This window comes from Enterococcus rivorum (assembly GCF_001742285.1).
Taxonomy (GTDB): domain Bacteria; phylum Bacillota; class Bacilli; order Lactobacillales; family Enterococcaceae; genus Enterococcus_L; species Enterococcus_L rivorum.
Genome location: NZ_MIEK01000033.1, coordinates 1 through 24,392 on the forward strand (window position 1 = coordinate 1; position 24,392 = coordinate 24,392).

Sequence of the window (24,392 nt, forward strand, 5' to 3'; positions counted from 1 at the left end):
AAAGCTCTTTCAAAAGAAAAAACAGAGACGATTTTGATAATAATAGTCAAAATCGTCTCTGTTTTCTATAAATAGTAGTTTATTGTCCCACTCTCTTTAGCTCTATTAAGGATATTTCCGATAATTGTAATTTGAATGGTCATATTTCTTTTTAACCTGTGTATATTGTTTTTCATCCCAAAGCATGAACCATATAATGAAAAGAGGACTAACAATAAGCAAGGCAGACTGTATTCCTAAAGTTCCTAATAAAATCCCAATAAACAAAACAAAAAATAGTAAGCCACCACGTCGAATTGATTTCATTTTTATCACCTCATAGTTTTTTAAAAAAGCGAACAAGTGTTCATAAATCTATTATACGAATGTTTGTTCGTTTTGTAAAGAGATAATTAAGTAAAAACTATTTTTTTTAGAGAAAGTTGCTTGAATCGTTTTTCTAAAGTTTGGCTAAGATAATTTTGTAAAGATACATTTTGGATCTAAACAAGTATTAGAAACTATGAAAAAAGCTTATACTTAAACTTTTTCAGGTTTAAATACAAGCTTTCGGTTATTCTTATGTGAAAAAGAGAATTGAAAAATACATAAATCCTGCGCCTAACATGACGAACAAATGCCATACTACATGCATGAAGCGAACATTTTTCAAACTGTAAAATGCTGCTCCTAAGGTATAAGAAACCCCACCTGCAACTAATAATACAATTCCTGTCGTTCCAAGTGAGTTGTACAGTGGTTTAGCGGCAATCAAGCATAACCAGCCCATAATGATGTAGATAATCGTTGATATGTTTTTAACTGTTTCTTGTTTATGAAGAGTTAACGATTTGTAAACTACACCACCGATAGCCATAGTCCAAATTAATATAAAAAGTAGCCAGCCTAACCAGCCTTGAATACTTAATAGGCAATAAGGAGTGTAGCTACCTGCAATAAGTAAAAAAATAGAACTATGATCAAAAACCTGAAAAACTTTTTTTGCTTTAGTAAAGATTAAACTGTGAAATAAAGTGGAGGAGAGGAACAGTAAAATTAACGTTGAGCCATATAAAGCATAAGAAACAACATGGACTGCCGATCCTAGCCTTGCTCCTTTTACTAGTAAGATAACCAGTCCAGCGATGCTTAACCCTGCACCAATCCCATGAGTAACAGCATTGAGGACTTCATTTAGAATCATATATTTTCTAGAAAATTTTATTTTTTCCATAAAATCAGCTTCCTTCATTTTAATTTGATGAAAAATAATTCTGTGTCTGTTATACTATAACCAGACATTTATACCTCTATGGTATTCTACCATGAATTGAGGTTGTTTTTAAAGAAAGAGTGATAAAATTATGAGAAAAGTTAAGATTGTAACAGATTCTTCATGCACAATGTTGAAAAATGTGAGAGATGATTTAAACATTCACATGATTCCATTATCTGTGATGATTGATGGAGTTGTTTACCCAGATGATGATCATTTGGAAGGCGAGAAGTTCATGGACATGATGGAAAAGGCCAAAGCTTTACCTAAAACAAGTCAACCACCGATAGGAGAATTCGTAGAACTCTATGATCGCTTAGGAGAAGATGGTAGTGCCATTGTTTCTATTCATATGACTCAAGCTCTAAGCGGCACAGTTGAAGCTGCTAGACAAGCCAGCAATTTGAGTTCAAGTAATGTTACTGTTATTGACAGTGATTTTACAGATCAAGCTTTATCATTCCAAGTAATCCAAGCAGCAAAATTAGCTGAAAACGGGGCGGATGTTCCTGAAATCTTAGCTGAAATTAAACATGTCAAAGAAAACACTAAATTGCTCATTGGAATTTCAACATTGGACAACCTTGTAAAAGGCGGAAGGATCAGTCGAACAACAGGCTTATTATCAAATCTTTTTAATGTAAAAGTAGTGATGAACATGATAGATACAGAGTTAGTCCCAGTAGCTAAAGGTCGAGGGATCAAAACATTTAATAAGTGGTTTGAGGAACTTAAGAATGAATTAGTAAAATTACCTAACCTCAGACAAATTGGGATTTCGTATGCAGACGGTTTAGAATTAGCTACACATTTCAAAGACGAGCTACAGTCGCTCTTTCCAGATATGGAGATTCCTGTTTTACACACTAATCCTGTCATCGCGACTCATACAGGTAAAGGTGCATTTGCGATTATGTATTATAAGGATTAATTTAGAGTGAGATAAAACAGTGTGAAAAAGTTAGTCAATTCATTCATTAGATTAAAAGCCGCACAATGTATAAAAATCATTGTGGGGTCTTTTAATCTAATGAATTAAGAACTAACAAATTTAAGTTTTTTTGATCAAAGGAAGGTTTACAATGAAAAATTTTATTTTAAAAAGTTGGAAGGGATTTGCCTGCTCTTTTATAGTTGCAATACTATTCTTTCTAATTTTACTGATAGTTATTCCGAAGGCTACTCCTCTATTAGGAACCGGAGTCAAGCAAGAAAAAAAATCAAATGCAAAAGAGGTAATTCATTTCGTCGCGATTGGGGACTCTTTGACAGAAGGGATTGGCGATTTAACGAATTCTGGCGGTTTTGTTCCTCTTGTTGCAAAAGATTTGCAAGAAAAATATGATTTGAATGGGGTAGAAACAGATAATTTTGGAAAAAATGGTGATCGAAGTGATCAAATCCTTAAACGAATCAAAAAGAATGAAGAAATACAAAAAAGTCTTCAATCTGCTGATATTATTACACTTACCGTGGGTGGGAATGATCTAATGAAAGTTGTCAAAGGAGACATTTTTAAATTGACCAAAAATTCCTTTGAAAAACCCTTAAAAAATTACCAAAAAGTAGTAGAAAATATATTTAAGGAAATTCGTAAGTACAATGATCAGGCACCGATTTATGTTTTAGGAATTTACAATCCTTTTTATTTATATTTTGAGGACTTAATTGAAATGCAAGATATTGTTGACGTTTGGAATAATGGTACTAAAGAAACTGTATCTGAACAAGATAATGCGTATTTTATCCCAATCAATGATTTATTGTATAAAGGAACAAATGGTGATGTTGCCATTGTAAGTAATGATGAAACTTCAGAGCCCAGTGGTAATTCAAACAATAAAAATGACGCTCTTTACGAAGAAGATCGTTTTCATCCAAATAATTTAGGGTATCAAATTATGGCAAGTGCTCTTCGAGATGAAATAATCAGAACACAAAACAGATGGTTACCTAAATAGATAGGAAGTGAATAGGAAGTGAATAGGAAATGGCAGAAAAAGAAAACAATAAAGAAAAAAGCGTTAGAAAGAAAAAAAAGGTACCTCAAAAAGTAAATCGTTGGAAAGTAGCTTTCTTAATCATGATTGGAATATTAATTGGAACCTGTGCTTTTATTGGGCTAAGAGTTACTCAAGTTAGGGAACCAAATTATCGACCTGCTCCAATAGCTGATAGACAGGGAAAGCCAGTCTTAACAATGCAATCAAACAAACAACAAGTAAATGATCTGATAGATTTCTTTCTAAGTGACTTTCAAGAGGGATCAGATATAAAGTATAAATTCTATTTAGAAAATGAAGCCTTACTTAATGGTACCTTTAACGTGTTAGGGCATCCGATTCAATTTTATTTATATTTTGATCCATATGTCATGAATGATGGAAATGTGCAATTGAAAGCCAAAAGTTTATCTATCGGAACTTTGGGACTACCAATCAAAGAGATATTAAAATTTGTTCAAAGAGATTATAAACTACCGAATTGGGTTGAAGTAGATCCTAGTGAGAGCCTGATTTTATTGCGTTTAGATCAATTTAGAATGCAAAATGGCCTATTTGTTCGCGCTGAAAAAATAAATTTAGTCGATGATGACATTCGAATGAATATCTACTTACCAAAAGAAAACAACGAGACTTCTTCAAAGGAGAATGATTAATGAAAGAAACGGCTATTTTTGCAGGAGGTTGCTTTTGGTGCATGATTAAGCCTTTTGATCAATGGCCAGGTATTCTAAAAATAACCTCAGGCTATACTGGTGGTGAAAAATCAAATCCAACTTACAAAGAAGTGCTGACTGGTACTACAGGTCATACTGAAGCCGTCAAAATTGAATTTGATCCCACTATCATTTCGTACAATGAACTACTAGCAATCTATTGGCAACAAACAGATCCTACTGATGCATTAGGTCAATTTGAAGATCGAGGAGATAATTACCGACCTGTTATTTTTTATAGTGGACTAGAGCAGAAGGAAGTCGCAGAAAAAAGTAAAAAAGAGCTTGAAAATAGTGGTCGCTTCGATAAGTCCATCGTAACTAAAATAGAACCTGTAAAACCTTTTTACCCTGCTGAAGAGTATCATCAAGAATTCTATAAAAAAGAGCCACAACAATTTGAAAAAGCCCATCAAAAACGGAAAGAATTTATTGATAGTTACTGGAGGGCAGATTAATGAGAAGAAGTTTTTACCACTATTTAATGACGTTAAAAGGACCGAAGAAAAACGATGAAACGGACTTTGCTAATCACGCTGCTAAAGATATCCAGTTTCCTAAGCAGTCGGAAGATTACGAAGAGTTATCTTCCTATTTAGAAATGAATGGAGATTATCTAACAAACATGCATACGTTTGATGATTTATGGGAAAAATATCTCGAAAATAATCGTTAAAAAATGGAGGAAAGCTTTTCCTTCTTTTTTTTTCATGTTAAACTGAGAGTTATGTATTATGAAAATCAAGAAAAGAGTTGACACTATGAAAAATAAACGGCAAGTTCCATATCATCAATATATAATATCTATTGTTTGCGTTGCATTTTTGGCTGGCGGTGGATCATATATCTATTTTAATCAACAAGTAAAAAAAATCGAGAGCCAAGAAACTACTGTTAAAAATGAAGATTTAGCCAAAATACAGTCTTTATATGATGAAATTTTGACGAACTATATTGGAAAAGTTGATAAAAAAGCTTTAGTGGACGGTGCATTAGAAGGAATGACAAAAGCATTAGATGATCCATATTCTAGTTATTTAATTGAACCTGAGGCCAAAGATTTAAACCAAAGTCTGTTAGGTAGTTTTGAAGGAATTGGCGCTACTATGAGCTTAGTGAATAATTTACCGACTGTAGCTCAATCGCCTGTTGAAGATTCTCCAGCGGCCAAAGCTGGTTTAAAAACAGATGATGCTATTTTAGAAGTAGATGGAGAAAGTACCGAAGGAAAAACATTATCTGAAGTTGTCGATAAAATACGTGGAAAAAAAGGAACAGAAGTTCGTCTGACTGTTGAGCGAAAAAGTGAAGTTTTTGAAGTAAAAATAATCAGAGACACTATTCCGATAGAAACTGTAAAAGGCGACTTAGACAAAGAAAATAAAGAAATCGGGAATATCAGAATTACTTCTTTCAATGAAAATACCTTTGATGAATTAAAAAAAATGATTACAACATTACGAAAAGATGGCGCTAAATCATTTATTATTGACGTACGTCAAAACCCAGGTGGATTACTAGATCAAGTAGAAAAAATGGCAAGTATGTTTCTAAAAGATGGCCAAACAATTATTCAGTTTGAAGACAAAAATGGAAATAAAATGAAAAAAGAAGCTTCAAAAGAATTAGATGGTGGCTTTAAAGTAACTGAACCAACTGTTGTTCTAGTGAATGAAGGGAGTGCAAGTGCTTCTGAAATCTTTGCAGCAGCATTGAAAGAATCAGGTAATAAAGAAATTATCGGCACCAAAACATTTGGTAAAGGTACTGTACAAACCGTGAAAGATTTAAATGATAAAAGTGAAATTAAACTAACTGTCTTGAAGTGGTTAACACCAACCGGTAAATGGATCCATGAAAAAGGATTAGAACCGACTATTAAAGCTGATTATCCTGAATATGCTTATTTAATGCCCATTTCAAGAATCAACACTTGGAAACAAGGGAATTCATCTCCGGCTATTAAGAATATTAATGCGGTCTTAAATGGTTTAGGTTACGATGTAGATAAAGATAGTAAGGATTTTTCTGAGAAAACAAAACTTGCAGTCGAAAAGGCACAACAAGAAGCAGGATTGCAACCGACGGGTGAAATCAATGAAGAAACAGCAAACCAGCTTGAACTATCTCTTCTAGAGAAAATAAAAGAAAACGATGTTTCTTATAAAAAAGCGATTGAAGAAATAAAAAAACAATTAAAAGAAGAAAAATAGCTCTTAGAACTAGTGTATGAGAAAGAAATTGCAAGAAAAACAAGTTAGTATTCTAACTATTAATAGCGCAAAATTTTCTTTTCTTTATTCTAATTTACTATTCTTTTAGGGAATATTTGATTAAAATAGTCGCATGTTTTGTTGAATTTCAATTATAATTAAGGAAACTAAGGAAAGGTGTTTAGAAAATAATTGGATAAAAAAGATCAGTATACACGTCGTCTTATGTTTTTCATTAAAGTACTTTTTCCTTCACTGATTTTCTTATTTATTTTGAGAGGATTTATCCTTATTCCTGTACCAGTAGATGGAAATTCTATGAAAAAGACACTTAGCCAAGGAGATATGGTTTTAATGGAAAAGTTTACTTCCATTAAACGATTTGATGTTGTTGTCTTTAAATTACCAGACAATTCTATTTACATTAAACGTGTTATTGGTTTACCTGGAGATGACATTCGCTATGAAGATGATCAGTTATTCATTAACAATCAGCCTGTAGAAGAACATTTTTTAGAAAAGAACAAAAGAAAAGATCATGAAACTGCACCTTACACGACAAACTTTAATTTAATCGATTTAACTAATCGGGATAGATTACCAGAAGATAGTTATTTTGTTTTAGGAGATAATCGACGTATGTCCAAAGACAGTCGCTCTTTTGGTGCAATAAAAAAACAATATATATTAGGCAAAGCACAATTTGTTTATTATCCAATTCAGCATATGAAAATTATTCCAAGATAGGTGAAAATATGACAATACAATGGTTTCCAGGACATATGGCGAAAGCCAGGAGAGAAGTAAGCGAAAAAATTAAATATGTAGATATTGTTTTCGAGTTAATTGATGCTCGATTACCATTATCTTCTAGAAATCCCATGATGGATCAAATTGTTCAACAAAAACCAAGATTGATTTTATTGAACAAAGGCGATTTAGCTGATGCCGACCAAAATAAAAAATGGCAACAATATTTTTCAGAACAAGGGTATCATACTTTAGTTATTAATGCTCAACAAAATAAAGGGGTTAATAAAATCGTTCCTGAAGCAAAAAAAGCACTAAAAGAAAAACTAGCTAGAGAACGGTCAAAAGGACTGAAACCTCGTGCAATTCGTGCAATGTGTATTGGTATTCCTAATGTAGGAAAATCCACTTTAATGAATCGATTAGTTGGAAAAAAAATAGCGATAACAGGGAATAAACCTGGTGTAACAAAGGGGCAACAGTGGTTACGTTCTGGAACCGATTTGGAGCTTTTAGACACGCCTGGAATACTGTGGCCCAAATTTGAAGACCAAGAAATCGGAAAAAAACTTGCCTTAACAGGAGCAATCAAAGATCAGCTTTTACATTTAGATGAGTTAGCAATGTATGGACTACAATTTTTTGCTCGTTTTTATCCAGCCCGTTTAGCTAATCGGTATAATTTGACAGAAGAAGAGACTTTTTTGCCAACAGCTGAATTATTAATGTTAATTAGTAAAAAACGTGGTTATAAAGAGGATTACGATCGTGCTAGTGAAATGATTATACAAGAAATAAGAAGTGGAAAACTAGGTTCATATACTTTGGATCGTTGGGAAGAATTAGGAGCAACCATAAATGAAAAATGAATCTATTCAAGACATAAAGAAAGCTCTTAAAGAGATAACCAGTCCTTCAGATGAAAGAATTACTCTTTGGAAAAGCGATCAACGTTCAGGAGTGAAACAAGCACTTTCTCAATGGGAAAAACAACGAATTCGTACAGAAAATGAATTGAAACGCTATGAAGAAATGAAACAATTTGAAAAAGCCGCTTATCGCAACGGACATCGACTAATTGCTGGGATTGATGAAGTTGGACGTGGTCCTTTAGCTGGGCCAGTGGTAGCTGCAGCAGTAATTTTGCCTGATAATTGTACTTTACTAGGAGTCAATGATTCAAAAAAACTTTCTACAAAAAAACGTGATGAATTATACAACCAAATACAAGATCAAGCGATTTCCATAGGACTTGGCGTTGTAAGCCAGAAAATTATTGATGAAGTGAATATTTATCAAGCTACAAAAATAGCAATGGGAAAGGCATTAGAAGATTTAAGCTTTGTGCCAGATTACTTGTTAATAGATGCAATGAAATTAGAAGTTAATATTCCGCAAGAGAGTATTATTAAAGGAGATGCACGTTCAATTTCTATTGCTGCAGCAAGTATCATTGCTAAAGTTACGAGAGATCGGTTAATGGAAGATTATGCTAAAAGATATCCAGGTTATGGGTTTGAAAATAATGCTGGTTATGGAACAAAAGAACATCTATTAGGATTGGAAAATCTTGGTATTTGTCCCATTCATAGAAAAACATTTGCTCCTATAAAAAATATGTAAAAAATTATATTTAGTTGAAAAAGCTTTTTTTCGCAAATACTTATTATATGAGGAAAAATTTGTGAAAGAAGGTTTTTTTATGGATAAAAAGATAAAAGATTTGCTATTTAAACTAGTTTTGTGTCAGGGAATTGGAAACCTCGGAATGTTAAAGATTATTTCTTATTATTTGAATCACGGAAATAGCCATTTAACAAAATATGAAATTATGCAGATTGCTCAAATCACCACATATAGTCAAACTTTTTTAAATTCTTGGAACACATTAACTGAAAGAGGTGAAACACTAGACTCCTTTCAAAAAGAACATAGATTCATAACTATTTTGGATGAAGAATATCCTTCGCAATTAAAAGAAATTTATAATTGCCCAGCTGTTTTATTTTACGAAGGAAATCTCTCTCTTTTAAAAGAGAAAAGTCTTGCAATTGTTGGGGCTCGTTTCGCTTCTAACTACGGAATAAACGTCGTAAATCATTTTATCCCAGATCTAGTTGCTCAAGGCTATACGATTGTTAGCGGCTTAGCTAAGGGAATTGATAGTGCTAGTCATCTTTCGACAATTAAAGCTAAAGGAAATACAATTGGCATTATCGGAACAGGTCTAGATATCTGTTATCCAAAAGAAATGAAAAGCCTCCAAAATAAAATGATGGATGAGCAATTAGTAATCAGTGAGTATCCAAACGGCACACAAGCTAAAAAATATCATTTTCCAGCTAGAAATCGAATCATTGCAGGATTAACACTAGGAACTTGTGTAGTAGAAGCCCGAAAAAAAAGCGGGTCACTTATTACAGCACAATCCGCTTTAGATTACGGCCGAGAAGTTTTTGCTGTACCAGGAGAGATTTTTAACAATTATTTTTCTGGGTGTCATTCTTTGATTCAAGAAGGTGCTAAATGTACCGTTTCTGCCGATGATATTATCAATGAATTAAACTATTTTAACTAAAAAAATGTATCAATCCTTGACAAAGGTAGGATGAATAGAATATGATGGACTACGATTTACTGTGAATATATGAGCTAAGAATAATGTGCCTATAAAATAGAAGATTTAAGTTAATAATCCTTGTAAATTTATCCAACAGGCATCCATTTTAATTCATACTTGAAATAGTGAAAATGATGTAAAAATTGTTCATTATTTTCTTAGATAATATAGAAGGACTTTGTCAAGTGAAAGGAGCCAGACATTGAATGGCGTATAAATATCTTGTGATTGTGGAATCACCTGCAAAAGCAAAAACAATTGAAAAATATTTAGGAAGAAATTATAAGGTTGTTGCCAGTGTGGGACATATCCGCGATTTACCAAAAAGTAAGATGGGAATTGATATTGAAAATAACTATGAGCCTCATTATATCTCAATTCGGGGCAAAGGCGATGTCATAAAAAGTCTGAAAGCCGCTGCAAAAAAAGCTGAAAAAGTTTATCTCGCAGCCGATCCGGATAGAGAAGGGGAAGCAATCGCCTGGCACCTAGCATTTTTACTAGGACTAGATTTAGAAGATAAAAACCGAGTAGTGTTCAATGAAATTACTAAAGAAGCTGTAAAAGCAGCTTTTAAAGAACCTAGAAGTATTAATCTCGACTTAGTTGACGCGCAACAAGCTCGTCGGATATTAGACAGATTAGTAGGATATTCCATCAGCCCAATTTTATGGCGTAAGGTAAAAAAAGGATTAAGTGCTGGTCGTGTACAATCCGTTGCATTAAAAATTATTATTGATCGTGAAAATGATATTCGCAAGTTTAAACCAGAAGAATATTGGAGTATTGACGGTAATTTCCAGAAAGCGAAGAAAAAGTTTAAAGCTAATTTCTGGGGCTTAGATGGCAAAAAGAAAAAATTACCTGATGCAAAATCTGTTAAAGAAGTCACTGATCGGATTAATGGAAAAGATTATCAAGTAACCAAAGTTGAAAAGAAAGAGCGGAAACGTAACCCAGCTCTCCCTTTTACCACCAGTAGTTTACAACAAGAAGCTGCCCGGAAATTGAACTTTAGAACACGGAAAACCATGATGGTAGCACAACAACTTTATGAGGGAATTGCTTTAGGAAAACAAGGAACTGTTGGGCTAATCACTTATATGCGTACTGATTCAACTAGAATTGCCGACTCAGCAAAAGCAGAAACTGCGGAATATATCGAAAAAAATTATGGTCCTGAATTTTCTGCGCACGGCACTCGCAAAACAAAAAATGCCCAAGGCGCTCAAGATGCCCATGAAGCGATTCGTCCTTCAAGCGTTCTAAGATCTCCTGATGAAATAAAGCAGTATTTAGATAAAGACCAACTAAAATTATATACATTAATTTGGTCAAGATTAGTTGCCAGCCAAATGACTCCTGCTGTTTTAGATACTATGAAAGTAACTCTAGAACATAATGGCGTAGTCTTCATTGCTAACGGTTCAAAAGTAAAATTCAAAGGTTTTATGCAAGTTTACGTTGAGGGAAGAGATGACGGTAAAGAAGAAAAAGATAATATTTTACCTGATTTAGCTGTAGGGGATGAAGTTAAAGCGGTTGATATCGAACCGAAACAACACTTCACTCAGCCACCAGCTCGCTTTAGCGAAGCGACATTAATCCGTGCGCTAGAAGAAAACGGCGTAGGACGTCCATCTACCTACGCTCCAACATTAGAAACAATTCAAAGAAGATATTATGTCAAGCTTACAAACAAACGCTTTGAGCCTACTGAATTAGGCGAAATTGTTAATTCTTTAATTGTTGAGTTTTTCCCACAAATCGTTGATGTTCACTTCACAGCTTCGATGGAAGGGGATTTAGACAATATCGGTGAAGGTAAAGAAAAATGGGTTCAAGTAGTTGACCGATTCTACCAACCGTTTGAAAAAGAACTAACTAATGCGGAAGAAAAAATAGAAAAAATTCAAATTAAAGATGAGCCTGCTGGCTTTGATTGCGAGCTTTGTGGTCATCCAATGGTTATTAAGCTAGGCCGTTATGGTAAATTCTATGCTTGTAGTAATTTTCCTGATTGCCGCAATACAAAAGCTATCGTGAAAGAAATCGGCGTTACCTGTCCTATTTGTAACGAAGGGCAAGTGATTGAGCGAAAATCTAAAAAGAACCGAATTTTTTATGGCTGTAGTCGATACCCAGATTGTGATTTCACTTCTTGGGATAAGCCAGTAGGACGCCCTTGTCCAAAATGTGGAAAATATCTAGTTGAGAAGAAAGTCAAAGGCGGCAAACAAGTCGTATGTATTGATGGGGATTATGAAGAAGACGTTCAAAAATAATACGTACAAATTATTTTTGAAATGCTAGAAACATATCAATTTTTTTAAAGCAGTAAATAGGAAGAGGTTTACGAAAATTGTTTCATAAATTTTTGGGAATCTCTTCTTTATTCTCAAAAGAAAAATTTCTATTCGCTATTCATACTTAAGTAAATAAAATCAATCGTAAGAAAAGAGGATATATATGAGTAATTCTGTAACAATTATAGGTGCAGGTTTAGCTGGCAGTGAAGCGGCTTGGCAAGTAGCTCAAGCGGGAGTTCCAGTCACTTTATATGAAATGCGCCCTGTAAAAAATACCCCTGCACACCAAACTGAAAATTTCGCTGAATTGGTTTGTTCCAATTCGTTACGAGGAAATAGCTTAACAAATGCAGTAGGTGTTTTAAAAGAAGAGATGCGACGTTTAGATTCCATTATTATTAGCGGAGCAGATAAAACAGCCGTTCCTGCTGGTGGAGCATTAGCGGTTGACAGAGATTGTTTCTCTCAAGAAATTACAGATAGAATCATAAATCATCCATTAATTACTATAAAAAAAGAAGAAATCACCAAAATTCCAGAAGGGATTACAATTATTGCTACTGGACCTCTAACTTCAGAACCTCTAGCTGAAGAGATAAAAGCATTTAACGGTTCAGATGGCTTCTATTTTTATGATGCAGCAGCACCCATTATTGATAAATCAACCATTGATATGGACAAAGTGTACTTAAAATCTCGTTATGACAAAGGGGAAGCGGCTTATTTGAATTGTCCAATGTCTGAAGAAGAATTTAACGCGTTCCATGAGGCTTTAGTAAATGCAGAGGTTGTCCCTTTAAAAACTTTTGAAAAAGAAAAATTCTTTGAAGGGTGTATGCCGATTGAAGTGATGGCAAAACGTGGAATTAAAACAATGCTTTTTGGACCTATGAAACCTGTTGGATTGGAAGACCCTAAAACAGGAAAAAGACCCTATGCTGTCATTCAATTACGCCAAGATAACGCAGCAGCTTCTCTGTATAATATCGTTGGCTTCCAAACTCATTTAAAATGGGGAGAGCAAAAGCGCGTTTTCCAAATGATTCCAGGACTAGAGAATGCAGAATTTGTCCGCTATGGTGTAATGCATAGGAATAGTTTTATGAACTCACCTGAGTTATTAAAGCCAACCTATCAATCACAAAAAAGAGACGATTTATTTTTTGCAGGACAAATGACAGGAGTCGAAGGATATGTAGAAAGTGCTGCAAGTGGTTTGTTAGCAGGAATTAACGCTGCTAGACTGGCTCAAAATAAAGAACTGATAACTTTCCCTAGAGAAACAGCACTTGGCAGTATGGCTTACTACATTACCCACGCAGAAGGCAAACATTTCCAACCGATGAATGCAAACTTCGGCTTATTTCCAGAGCTACCAGAAAGAATTAAAGATAAAAAAGATCGTTATCAAGCCATTGCAGATCGTGCGCTAGATGTACAAGAAAAAATGATTGCAAGTCTAAAATAGTTACAAAAAAAGATCTTAATTTGTACCGACCTCCGAAAGTTAGACCTAAAAATCTAAATTTTGGAGGTCGGTACTTTCGTTAAGGTCATTTTTACTAAGTTACTTCTTTCATGATTTCTTTGAATTAAATAAGAGTTTTAAAATGATTTTTTTAAGCCTTTATCATAATTGTGAATAAATTGTTACTAAAGTTGAAAATATTGATTAAATTCTGACAATTCATTTGTTTTTTCCAAATCGTTATGCTAAAGTTACTTTGTAATTTGATGGAGGGGGTTTCATGGCAACGAAAAATTGGCACGAACTGTTTTTAAGTTATCTAATTGTTGAGAAAGGATATTCGGAAAAAACAAAAATTGCTTACAATGAAGATTTGTGTGATTTTTTAGACTTTTTGAAAGCATCTGGCGATAATAACTATCTTGCTGTAGATCATTTAGATGTCAGAACTTATTTAAGTTTTCTATATGATAAAAAGTACAGCAGAAATTCCATTAGTCGGAAAATAGCAAGTTTGCGGTCGTTTTATCAGTTTTTACTTAAAAATGAAGAAATCAAAGAAAACCCTTTTTCTTATGTTCATATGAAAAAAAAGCAATTACGTTTGCCAAGATTTTTTTACGAAAAAGAAATGGATGCTCTTTTTGAAAGTGCCCAAGGAACCAGACCTCTTGATTTAAGAAATCAAGCATTATTAGAAATATTATACGGTACCGGTATTCGAGTGAGCGAGTGTGCCAATCTCACTTTGCAAGCAATTGATTTTTCTGCTGGAGTCCTGCTTATTCACGGAAAAGGGAATAAGGATAGATATGTTCCATTTGGTTCTTTTGCATCTGATTCTTTAAAAGAGTATCTAGACTATGGGCGTGCAATTCTAATGACAAAATATGGAAAAGAACATAACTATGTCTTTATTAATCATCATGGAGAACAAATTACTCCGACAGGGATTGAATACGTGCTGAATCAACTAATTAAAAAAAGTACTTTAAACAGCGATATTCATCCTCACATGCTTAGACATACTTTTGCGACTCATTTATTAAATAACGGAGCTGATATGAGAACGGTTCAAGAACTGCTTGGACACGCGAATTTATCTACAACGCAGATTTATGCTCATGTAACAAAAGAAAGCTTACAAAAAAATTATCGAACCTTTCATCCGAGAGCATGATACAAATGCAAACTGAGAGGTACAGGAGGAAACATAAATGGTAGAATCACAATTTCATTCAACAACGATTTGTGCAGTTGAAAAAAATGGTAAATTTGCAATGGCAGGCGATGGCCAAGTGACAATGGGTGAGTCTGTTGTTATGAAAGGTACAGCAAAAAAAGTACGACGTATCTATAACGATGAAGTAATCGTTGGTTTTGCTGGTAGCGTTGCTGATGCATTTACATTAGAAGAAAAATTTGAAGGTAAATTGAATGAATATAATGGTAACTTGACACGAGCAGCAGTTCAACTAGCACAAGAGTGGCGGACGCAGCAATCCATGCAAAAATTAGAAGCAATGTTAATCGTAATGAACAAAAAAGAAATGCTATTAGTTTCAGGAACTGGCGAAGTGATTACACCTGATGATGGCATCTTAGCAATAGGATCAGGTGGAAATTTTGCCTTATCAGCAGCTAGAGCGATGAAACAATTCGGTAGTGAAAATCTTACTGCTAAAGAAATTGCCAAAAATGCTTTAACTATTGCAGCGGATATCTGCGTATTTACAAATCACAACATTATTGTAGAAGAAATATAAGACGAGGGATGAATATGAACGAATTAAATAAAACACCCAGAGAAATTGTCAAACAACTAGATGAATATATCATAGGACAAGAAACAGCAAAGAAATCAGTTGCAGTAGCACTTCGAAATCGCTATCGCCGATTACAATTAGAAGAACAAATGCAACAAGATGTCACACCAAAAAACATGTTGATGATCGGTCCAACAGGTGTAGGGAAGACTGAAATTGCAAGACGACTTGCAACAATCGTCAATGCACCATTTGTAAAAGTAGAAGCCACAAAATTCACTGAAGTAGGATATGTAGGCCGTGATGTGGAATCAATGGTCAGAGATTTGCTAGAAAATGCGATTCAAATTGTTGAGAAGAAGCAATACAGCCGTGTTTATTCACAAGCATTGAAAAAAGCCAACAATCGTTTAGTTAAAGTACTCGTTCCTGGCATCAAAAAAGAAAAGAAACAATCTGGCAATCAACTAGAACAAATGATGCAGATGTTTAACTCTACACAACAACCACAAGAAGAACAAGAAGAGGTCACCGAAGATATAAAAGTGAATCGCAAGACAATTCTTGAGCAATTAGAAAAAGGGATCTTAGATAATCGGGAAATAACGATTGAAATTGATGAGCCTAAAAAGAATATGCCTGCAATGAATAACGGATTAGAACAAATGGGAATTGATTTAAACGAAACACTAGGCGCTCTTTCTCCAAAGAAAAAAGTAGAACGTACCGTAACCGTCAAAGAAGCACAAGAACTCCTTGTAAAAGAAGAGTCTGCAAAAATTGTTAACGATGCCGATATTTATAGCGAAGCGATTCGTTTAACTGAATCCAGCGGAATTATCTTTATCGATGAGTTCGATAAAATCACATCTAAAAGTCAACAAAATTCTGGGGAGGTCTCCAGAGAAGGGGTTCAACGAGATATTTTACCAATTGTTGAAGGTTCTCAAGTGAACACTAAATACGGTGCTGTTCAAACAGACCATATATTATTTATCGCTTCAGGTGCATTTCATTTATCTAAACCAAGTGATCTTATCCCTGAATTACAAGGACGTTTTCCAATTCGTGTAGAACTAGACGACCTAACAGCTGAAGATTTCGTTAGAATTTTGACAGAACCTAATAACGCCCTTGTAAAACAATACATTGCTTTAATTGGAACTGAAAATGTGACTGTTACTTTTACTAAAGAAGCGATTGAGCGGATTGCAAATATCGCTTATGATGTAAACAAAGATACTGATAACATTGGTGCAAGAAGACTCCATACTATTTTAGAACGGTTATTAGAAGATTTACTTTTCGAAGCCCCAGATATGCAAATGGGAGAGATTACAATTACAGAAGCTTATGTAGATGAAAAACTGAATGATATCATCAAGAATGAAGATTTAAGTCGTTATATTTTATAAGAAATAGGAGGAGTTAAAATGGCTAAACTATTAGAGCAAACCCGTCAAATCAATACGTTATTACAACGAAAAAATACGTTTGATTTAAAAACAGATTTACCTTATGATAAAATGGCGATGATTTTGGGCGATATTTTAGATAGTAATGCATATATTATAAGTAGCACAGGCGTTTTGTTAGGGTATAATGAAAAACTCGACGTAAATAATGAGCGAGTTAAAAATATGTTCCAAGAGAAAAAATTTCCACAAAGCTATACAAATGCAGCGGATAGTCTTATGCGAACAGAATCAAATATTCCTATTACAAGTGACTTAACGGCATTTCCTATTGAATCTAGAGAAAAATATCCTTTTGGACTAACAACAATTGTGCCTATATTTGGGGCTGGAGAACGTTTGGGCACGATTATCTTAGCCAGAGTAGACAATTCATTTGATGATGATGATCTAGTACTAGCTGAGTATAGTGCAACAGTTGTTGGGATGCAGATACTTTATCAACAGTCACGAAGCATTGAAGCTGAAGTTCGGAGCGCCACGGCTGTCCAAATGGCAATTAGTACGCTCTCATACAGTGAACTGAAAGCCGTCCAAGCAATTTTTAAAGCTTTAGATGGAGAAGAGGGGCGTTTGACCGCTTCCAATGTAGCTGATGAAATTGGTATTACTCGTTCAGTTATCGTCAATGCTTTAAGAAAGCTAGAATCTGCTGGAATTATTGAATCTCGTTCTTTAGGAATGAAAGGCACCTATTTGAAAGTATTAAATAAACAATTTATTGAGGAATTAGAAAAAGACAACTAGTCAGGAGGGTTAAGTAGTGACCGTAATAATTGAAAATGAATTTCTTGTTGCAACTATTGCAGAAGTTGGAGCAGAATTAATCAGTTTAAAATCCAAGAAAACACAATTGGAATATATATGGCAGGGTGATCCAGCTTACTGGGGAAGACATGCCCCAGTCTTATTTCCAATCGTCGGTCGTTTAAAAGAGGATAAATATAGTTATGATGGACAAACTTATTCTATGTCTCAACATGGTTTCGCTAGAGATAGTCTGTTTGAAGTGATTCAACATGGCAAAGAACTAGCTTCTTTCTCTTTGAAAAGCTCAAAAGAAACAAAAAAACAATATCCTTTTGATTTTGAATTGATTCTTTCCTATGAATTGATTGAAGAAAGTGTTATTGTTAGTTACCAAGTTGAAAATACAGGAACTAAAGAAATGTATTTCTCTATTGGTGGACATCCTGCTTTCAATGTTCCTTTGGAAAAAAATCTTTCTTTTGATGACTACTATTTGACTTTTACACCACTCAAATCAAGAATTCAGCTACCTCTGGAAGGTCCGTACATTGATCTTGACCATAAAACGTTAGGACAAACAAATACTAGCTTGGATTTACGTCATGAGATGTTTGAAAAAGATGCAATTATTTTTGAAACAAAAGGAACAAATTCCTTTACAATTACTTCTGATGAAAGCGAACACGGCGTTACCTTAAGCTATAAAAATATGCCTTATGTGGGTATTTGGTCACCCTATCCTAAAGAAGCACCATTTGTATGTATTGAACCTTGGTGTGGAATTGCGGATACTTTAAAATCAAATGGAAATTTAAAGGATAAGCTAGGAATTAACCAACTAGAAACCAATCAATTATTTAATACACAATATACGATTTCGGTAAAATAGTTTCAGGTTAAGTTTATGGTGGCATAATAAAAAAGCTGAACTTTGTGTTCAGCTTTTCTTCTCCGCTTTTAAACCAAATGAAACACGGTTTTCTGTCCCGTTTTTAATTCGCTTAATGTTCTCTCTGTGTCTCATAAAAATAAAGATAGTTAGAGCTATAGCTATACTTGTTAAAAGCCAATCAATTTTTGGCAAAATGAACGGAATGGTAAAAGGTAAAACTAGGGTAGATAAAGTAATTAGTACAGCACTAATCATGCTTGTTAAACTAACCATACTGGTAATATAAAGTAAAATAACAAAAATAAGAGCAGAATACACAAAAAATGTGGGATTATAAGCCAATATCATTCCAGCACTTGTAGCGACAGCTTTTCCACCTTTAAAACTAGCAAAAATAGGGAAGGTATGCCCTAAAACAGCTACGACACCAAACACTAAAGGATTAATGTTACTTATCCCAAAAAAGTACGGTAAAGAAGTAGCTAACGTTCCTTTTAGTATATCCATTGCAAGAACTGTGGTTCCGGCTTTTTTACCTAATACTCTGAATGTATTGGTTGTTCCTGTATTACCACTACCGAATTGCCTAATATCCTTCTTGAAAAAGATTTTTCCAATCCAAACGCCAGATGGAATTGAACCTAATAAGTAAGCCAAGATAAGTAGTAAAAATATTTCCATTAAAAAACCTCTCTCTATTCGAACTAGCATTCATTTTATCACGAATAGAAACAGTGGACAATCATTAAATAGATAAACAAATCGAAAGGACGAACATCATGACTTTTCAAAATCCAGAACAAGAGAAAATTTTTCAGTATTTAAAAGATGCTAAACGAATAGCAATTATTGGACTTAGTAACAAAGAAGATAGAACTAGTTATCAAATCGCTAAATTATTAAGAAAAAATGGCTATCAAATTATTCCTGTTAATCCTGTGTTAGAAGGAGAACAAATTTTGGGTAAAAAAGTATATGGCAAACTAGAAGATATCCCTGGAGAAATCGATATTGTAAATATTTTTCGTCGAAGTGAATTTCTTCCTGAAGTAGCTGAAGCCTTTCTTAAAACAAATGCCAAAGTTTTCTGGGCTCAATTAGGCCTAGAGAGTGAAGAAGCTGAAAAAATATTGAAAAATGCTGGAAGAAATGATATTATAATGAATCGTTGCATAAAAATAGAATTAGCGGATATGTTGGATGACATCAGTTAGCTATAGATAAAGAGCACTATTCACAAGCAAGTCTAATGTATATAGATGATAGGCTTGATTGGTCAGTTACACTTGAAAAGGAGCACCTAAAATGGAAAGCTCTTTTTTTTTGAGAGTTTTTAGAGTATCATTGTAATGATGTGGTTTAGCCACGATAATCCAAGATAAGGAGTTTTTTCTTTGGTAAAAAAAGTAAAAAATGAGTATAATGACGCCTCCATCCAAGTATTAGAAGGATTGGAAGCAGTTAGAAAAAGACCTGGGATGTATATCGGATCAACAGATAGCCGAGGATTACATCATCTAGTCTATGAAATCGTTGATAATGCTGTAGATGAAGCCTTGTCAGGATACGGAAATGAAATTTCAGTCACTATTCAAAAAGATAACAGCATCAAAATTATGGATTCTGGAAGAGGAATGCCTGTAGGAATGCACGCTTCCGGCATCCCTACGGTTGAAGTGATTTTCACTGTTCTTCACGCTGGTGGTAAGTTCGGACAAGGTGGGTATAAAACATCTGGTGGTCTGCATGGTGTTGGAGCCAGTGTTGTTAATGCTTTATCCAGTTGGTTGGAAGTCCATATCGTTCGTGATGGTAAAGAATATGTTCAACGCTTTGAAAATGGTGGTAAACCTGTAGGAACTTTGAAAAAAATTGGTAAAACCAATAAAAAGAACGGTACAACCGTTACATTCCTTCCAGATGACACTATTTTTTCAACAATTCACTTTTCTTATGAAACCTTAGCAGAGCGATTGCGTGAATCAGCTTTTCTATTAAGAGGTGTAAAAATTAAGTTAGCTGATTATAGAGGAGAAGAACCTTTAGAGGAGACGTTTCACTACGAAGAAGGAATCAAAGAATTTGTCGCTTACTTAAATGAAGAGAAGGATACTTTAACACCTGTCGTTTATTTTTCAGGTGAAAAAGAAGGTATTGAAGTTGAATTATCTTACCAATACAATGATGGCTACTCAGAAAATGTTTTGTCATTTGTTAATAACGTCCGAACTAAAGATGGTGGTACTCATGAAGTAGGAATGAAAACTTCCATGACCAAAGCTTACAATGAGTATGCTCGTAAAGTAGGATTACTGAAAGAAAAAGATAAGAACCTAGAGGGAAGTGATTTCCGTGAAGGATTGGCAGCAGTTCTATCTATCCGAGTTCCTGAACATCTTTTACAATTTGAAGGACAAACAAAGGAAAAACTTGGTACACCGCTAGCTAGAAATATCGTAGATGCCGTTGTCGGCGAGCAAATGGGCTTCTATTTACAAGAAAATAGCGAAATGAGTCAGATGTTGATTCGCAAAGCTGTCAAAGCGAGAGAAGCAAGAGAAGCTGCTCGTAAAGCGAGAGAAGAAAGCCGTAACGGAAAAAAACGTAAAAAGGGCGAATCTCTACTATCAGGAAAATTAACACCCGCACAATCCCGTAATCCTAAAAAGAATGAATTATATTTAGTCGAAGGAGATTCAGCCGGCGGATCAGCTAAACAAGGACGAGATCGCAAATTCCAAGCGATTTTACCTTTACGAGGAAAAGTCTTAAATACTGAAAAAGCAAAAATGCAAGACATCTTAAAAAACGAAGAAATTAATACCATGATTTATACCATTGGAGCAGGTGTTGGTCCAGAATTTACAATTGAAGATTGTAACTACGATAAAGTAATTATCATGACCGATGCGGATACCGATGGAGCACATATTCAAGTACTTCTATTAACCTTTTTCTATCGCTATATGAAGCCTCTGATTGAAGCAGGAAAAGTTTACATTGCTTTGCCACCCCTTTATAAGGTATCAAAAGGAATTGGTAAAAAAGCAACCGTTGAATACGCTTGGACAGACGAAGAATTGGGAGAAGCTACTGATAAAATTGGCAAAGGCTATATGCTCCAACGATACAAAGGGTTGGGGGAAATGAATGCTGATCAGCTTTGGGAAACAACAATGGATCCTGACACTCGTACCTTAATTCGTGTGTTTATTGATGATGCAGCAAAAGCTGAACGTCGAGTAACAACATTAATGGGCGATAAAGTTGAACCCCGCAGAAAATGGATTGAAAAGCATGTCCAATTTACGTTGGAAGAAGAGGGGAGTATTTTAGACCGAAAAGATGGCGAATCCGAAATAGCCCCAACTACTTCCAATGATATTTTAGATGAAGAAAAAAAAGTTGAAACTGAGCAAAATGATACAATAGAAATCAGTTTATTTGATTTAGAGTAGGGAGAGACAAGAATGGAAAAACGCCAAGAAATTCAAGAGTTGACCCTTGAAGATGTAATGGGTGACCGTTTCGGAAGGTATTCTAAATATATTATTCAAGAACGGGCCCTACCTGACATTCGTGATGGTTTGAAACCTGTTCAAAGAAGAATTTTATATTCAATGAATAAAGATGGAAACACCTTTGATAAAGGATTTAGAAAGTCAGCCAAATCGGTAGGGAACATTATGGGGAATTATCACCCTCATGGGGATAGTAGTATTTATGAAGCTATGGTCCGCTTAAGCCAAGATTGGAAACTTCGTGAAGTTCTGATTGAAATGCATGGAAATAACGGAAGTATGGACGGTGATCCGCCAGCAGCAATGCGTTATACAGAAGCACGCTTGTCTGAACTGAGTGGCGAGATTCTGAAAGATATTGAAAAGGAAACCGTCGATTTTGTTTGGAACTTTGATGACACAGAAAAAGAACCCACCGTTTTACCTGCAAAATTCCCTAATCTTTTGGTTAATGGATCAACAGGTATTTCAGCAGGGTACGCAACCGAGATTCCTACACACAACCTAGCCGAGATTATTGACGGGACTATCTACCTAATTGATCACCCCAATGCTTCTTTAGATAAACTGATGGAATATATCCCTGGTCCAGATTTTCCAACTGGAGGGATTTTACAAGGGAAAGATGAAATAAAAAAAGCTTATGAAACAGGTAGAGGAAAAGTAATCTTACGTTCTTGTACCCGAATTGAGCCGTTAAAGGGTGGGAAGCAACAAATAGTCATTTCAGAAATCCCTTATGAAGTCAATAAAGCAACCTTAGTTAAAAAAATGGATGAAGTCCGTTTAAACAAAAAAATTGATGGAATTGCTGAAGTACGTGACGAAAGTGACCGTACGGGTCTACAAATTGTTGTGGAACTAAAAAAAGATGCCAATGCAGAAGGAATTCTCAATTATCTTTTCAAAAACACTGAACTACAAATCAACTATAACTTTAATATGGTCGCTATTGACAATCAAACACCCCAACAAGTTGGTTTAAAACGTATTCTGGATAGTTATATTGTTCACAGAAAGCAAGTCATTACAAACCGTAGTCAATTTGAACTAAATAAAGCCAGAAAGCGCCAGCATATTGTTGCCGGCTTAATTAAAGCTCTTTCAATTTTAGATAAAGTTATTGCAACTATTCGAAATAGTAAAGATAAAAAAGATGCTAAAATGAATTTAGTTAAAGCCTACGCATTTACTGAAGAACAAGCTGAAGCAATCGTCACTTTACAATTGTATCGCTTAACAAATACAGATATTACTCAACTTGAAAAAGAAGCCAAAGAACTAGAAGGACAAATAACGGCTTTAACAACAATCTTGAGCGATGAAAAAGAACTACTAAGTGTTATCAAAAAAGAATTACGTGAAGTCAAAAAACAATATGGAAACAATCGATTAACACAAATTGAAGCCGAAATTCAAGAAATAAAAATTGAGACAGAAGTGTTAGTTGCTCAAGAAGATGTCGTAGTAACAGTCACACACGAAGGTTACATCAAACGTAGCAGTTTAAGATCATATAGTGCATCAAAACCAGAAGAAGTCGGAATGAAAGATGGCGATTTTCTACTATACACAGGAGAAGTCAATACATTGGATCATATTTTACTCATCACAAATAAAGCCAATGTCATCTATCGACCGATTCATGAACTACCAGATTTAAAGTGGAAAGAAATTGGTGAACATATTTCACAAACTATTTTAAATCTATCCATCGATGAGTCTATTATCGCAGTGCATACCTATAAAGAAATTGCCTTCAACAAAACCTTTGTTTTTATCACAAAAGAAGGCATGATTAAACAAACAAAAATGTCTGATTTCGAACCATGGCGTACCTATAAGAGTCGTCCAACCAATTGTATGAAATTGAAATCAGATACAGATGAAATTGTTAATGTCTATTTAACAAACGATCAAGAACAGTTAGATGTTTTCTTAGTCAGTCATAGAGGTTTTGGTCTTCGCTATCCGTTAGAAGAAGTTCCTGTTGTAGGAGCGAAAGCTGCCGGAGTAAAAGCGATGAACTTAAAAGAGCAAGATTTTGTTGTCAATGGTCTATTAGTATTCAATGAAGGAGATACTCCAATTGTAATATTGACCCAACGAGGAAGCATAAAACGGATGTTGGCTCAAGAAATTACTCAACTTGGACGTGCTAAACGAGGCTTGATGGTTCTAAGAGAATTGAAAAAGAATCCGCATCGTGTTAGCTTTATGTCTGAAAGTAGCGATATGGAGTTGCTAGTCACTACACAAAGTGGGAAGCAACTGGTTATCCACTCTAAAGATCACCCTGTTAGCGATCGGACATCAAACGGTTCCTTTATTACAGATGAAAAGCAAGATGGTGAAATTTTAGAAGTTCATGAAATGCATCCTGCAGTTATCAGTCAAGCAAGCTCACAATTTAAAGAACAATAGCTCTTTCTGTACTATATAATTAAAAAAGCCGCAATCTGTATTAGTACAGTTTGCGGCTTTTTTAATACAGAAATGACATTTTCTCAATTAGATTAATAGTGATTAGATAAAAAAATCACAAACAAAAAACCTTTATAAATAGGCGTTTTAAGAATATAAAGCGCTATTTTTTCTTAATAAGTTAAAAAAACAGCATTGAAAGTCTTGCAATAAAATAGTGATGTGTTATA

23 protein-coding genes are annotated in these 24,392 nt (G+C 34.5%); 20 read left to right on the forward strand and 3 right to left on the reverse strand.

What is annotated here, in order from left to right; genetic code table 11:
- Positions 1-105 precede the first annotated feature (105 nt).
- The gene (locus tag BCR26_RS11150; RefSeq protein WP_069699072.1) at positions 106-306 is read right to left on the reverse strand and encodes a hypothetical protein; all 201 of its coding nucleotides are present in this window, start codon (positions 304-306) and stop codon (positions 106-108) included.
- A 253-nt stretch (positions 307-559) separates the two neighbouring features.
- Entirely contained in the window at positions 560-1,213 is a 654-nt protein-coding gene (trhA, locus tag BCR26_RS11155) for a PAQR family membrane homeostasis protein TrhA (RefSeq protein ID WP_069699073.1), read from the reverse strand.
- Between the two features lie 130 nt (positions 1,214-1,343).
- Between trhA and BCR26_RS11160 the strand changes: the two genes are divergently transcribed.
- From BCR26_RS11160 to BCR26_RS11240, 17 genes are all read left to right on the forward strand, one after another.
- Positions 1,344-2,186, forward strand: a complete 843-nt coding sequence (locus BCR26_RS11160) for a DegV family protein (protein WP_069699074.1) — start codon at positions 1,344-1,346, stop codon at positions 2,184-2,186.
- A gap of 151 nt (positions 2,187-2,337) precedes the next feature.
- Positions 2,338-3,216 carry an SGNH/GDSL hydrolase family protein gene (locus BCR26_RS11165; protein ID WP_069699075.1) on the forward strand — a complete coding sequence of 293 codons (879 nt, stop codon included), beginning with the start codon at positions 2,338-2,340 and terminating at the stop codon, positions 3,214-3,216.
- 29 nt (positions 3,217-3,245) lie between these two features.
- Positions 3,246-3,914 (forward strand): YpmS family protein, encoded by a 669-nt coding sequence (locus tag BCR26_RS11170; RefSeq protein WP_069699076.1) that lies wholly within the window; start codon positions 3,246-3,248, stop codon positions 3,912-3,914.
- On the forward strand, positions 3,914-4,432 hold the full coding sequence (gene msrA / locus BCR26_RS11175; RefSeq protein ID WP_069699077.1) for a peptide-methionine (S)-S-oxide reductase MsrA: 519 nt from the start codon (positions 3,914-3,916) through the stop codon (positions 4,430-4,432). The genes BCR26_RS11170 and msrA overlap by 1 nt, the downstream gene beginning before the upstream one ends.
- Positions 4,432-4,650: a YozE family protein gene (locus BCR26_RS11180; protein WP_069699078.1), complete on the forward strand. Its 219-nt coding sequence runs from the start codon at positions 4,432-4,434 to the stop codon at positions 4,648-4,650. Before msrA ends, BCR26_RS11180 begins: the two co-directional genes overlap by 1 nt.
- Before the next feature lie 85 nt (positions 4,651-4,735).
- A complete protein-coding gene (locus BCR26_RS11185) occupies positions 4,736-6,187 on the forward strand; it encodes a S41 family peptidase (RefSeq protein WP_069699079.1) in 1,452 nt (483 codons plus the stop codon).
- 192 nt (positions 6,188-6,379) lie between these two features.
- Positions 6,380-6,934, forward strand: a complete 555-nt coding sequence (gene lepB, locus BCR26_RS11190; protein WP_379962675.1) for a signal peptidase I — start codon at positions 6,380-6,382, stop codon at positions 6,932-6,934.
- A gap of 8 nt (positions 6,935-6,942) precedes the next feature.
- Entirely contained in the window at positions 6,943-7,806 is an 864-nt protein-coding gene (gene ylqF / locus BCR26_RS11195; RefSeq protein WP_069699080.1) for a ribosome biogenesis GTPase YlqF, read from the forward strand.
- On the forward strand, positions 7,796-8,560 hold the full coding sequence (locus BCR26_RS11200; protein ID WP_069699081.1) for a ribonuclease HII: 765 nt from the start codon (positions 7,796-7,798) through the stop codon (positions 8,558-8,560). Before ylqF ends, BCR26_RS11200 begins: the two co-directional genes overlap by 11 nt.
- Positions 8,561-8,639: 79 nt before the next feature.
- On the forward strand, positions 8,640-9,515 hold the full coding sequence (dprA, locus tag BCR26_RS11205) for a DNA-processing protein DprA (protein WP_069699098.1): 876 nt from the start codon (positions 8,640-8,642) through the stop codon (positions 9,513-9,515).
- Between the two features lie 248 nt (positions 9,516-9,763).
- Complete coding sequence (gene topA, locus BCR26_RS11210) at positions 9,764-11,842, forward strand: type I DNA topoisomerase (RefSeq protein ID WP_069699082.1); 2,079 nt, start codon at positions 9,764-9,766, stop codon at positions 11,840-11,842.
- A 184-nt stretch (positions 11,843-12,026) separates the two neighbouring features.
- Positions 12,027-13,334 (forward strand): FADH(2)-oxidizing methylenetetrahydrofolate--tRNA-(uracil(54)-C(5))-methyltransferase TrmFO, encoded by a 1,308-nt coding sequence (gene trmFO, locus BCR26_RS11215; protein ID WP_069699083.1) that lies wholly within the window; start codon positions 12,027-12,029, stop codon positions 13,332-13,334.
- A 280-nt stretch (positions 13,335-13,614) separates the two neighbouring features.
- A complete protein-coding gene (gene xerC, locus BCR26_RS11220; RefSeq protein WP_069699084.1) occupies positions 13,615-14,514 on the forward strand; it encodes a tyrosine recombinase XerC in 900 nt (299 codons plus the stop codon).
- A gap of 37 nt (positions 14,515-14,551) precedes the next feature.
- Complete coding sequence (hslV, locus tag BCR26_RS11225) at positions 14,552-15,100, forward strand: HslVU peptidase proteolytic subunit (RefSeq protein WP_069699085.1); 549 nt, start codon at positions 14,552-14,554, stop codon at positions 15,098-15,100.
- Positions 15,101-15,114: 14 nt separating this feature from the next.
- Complete coding sequence (hslU, locus tag BCR26_RS11230) at positions 15,115-16,515, forward strand: ATP-dependent protease ATPase subunit HslU (RefSeq protein WP_069699086.1); 1,401 nt, start codon at positions 15,115-15,117, stop codon at positions 16,513-16,515.
- A gap of 18 nt (positions 16,516-16,533) precedes the next feature.
- A complete protein-coding gene (gene codY, locus BCR26_RS11235) occupies positions 16,534-17,322 on the forward strand; it encodes a GTP-sensing pleiotropic transcriptional regulator CodY (protein ID WP_069699087.1) in 789 nt (262 codons plus the stop codon).
- Between the two features lie 16 nt (positions 17,323-17,338).
- Positions 17,339-18,214 (forward strand): aldose 1-epimerase family protein, encoded by an 876-nt coding sequence (locus tag BCR26_RS11240; protein ID WP_069699088.1) that lies wholly within the window; start codon positions 17,339-17,341, stop codon positions 18,212-18,214.
- A gap of 48 nt (positions 18,215-18,262) precedes the next feature.
- Here BCR26_RS11240 and plsY read toward each other — a convergent pair whose 3' ends face one another.
- Positions 18,263-18,898, reverse strand: coding sequence for a glycerol-3-phosphate 1-O-acyltransferase PlsY (gene plsY, locus BCR26_RS11245; protein WP_069699089.1), 636 nt, complete (start codon positions 18,896-18,898; stop codon positions 18,263-18,265).
- Positions 18,899-18,996: 98 nt separating this feature from the next.
- On the opposite strand from plsY, the gene BCR26_RS11250 reads away from it, so the two are divergent.
- From BCR26_RS11250 to parC, 3 genes are all read left to right on the forward strand, one after another.
- Complete coding sequence (locus BCR26_RS11250; RefSeq protein WP_069699090.1) at positions 18,997-19,431, forward strand: CoA-binding protein; 435 nt, start codon at positions 18,997-18,999, stop codon at positions 19,429-19,431.
- A gap of 180 nt (positions 19,432-19,611) precedes the next feature.
- Entirely contained in the window at positions 19,612-21,675 is a 2,064-nt protein-coding gene (gene parE / locus BCR26_RS11255) for a DNA topoisomerase IV subunit B (RefSeq protein ID WP_069699091.1), read from the forward strand.
- Positions 21,676-21,687: 12 nt separating this feature from the next.
- Complete coding sequence (gene parC / locus BCR26_RS11260; protein WP_069699092.1) at positions 21,688-24,162, forward strand: DNA topoisomerase IV subunit A; 2,475 nt, start codon at positions 21,688-21,690, stop codon at positions 24,160-24,162.
- Positions 24,163-24,392: the final 230 nt, after the last annotated feature.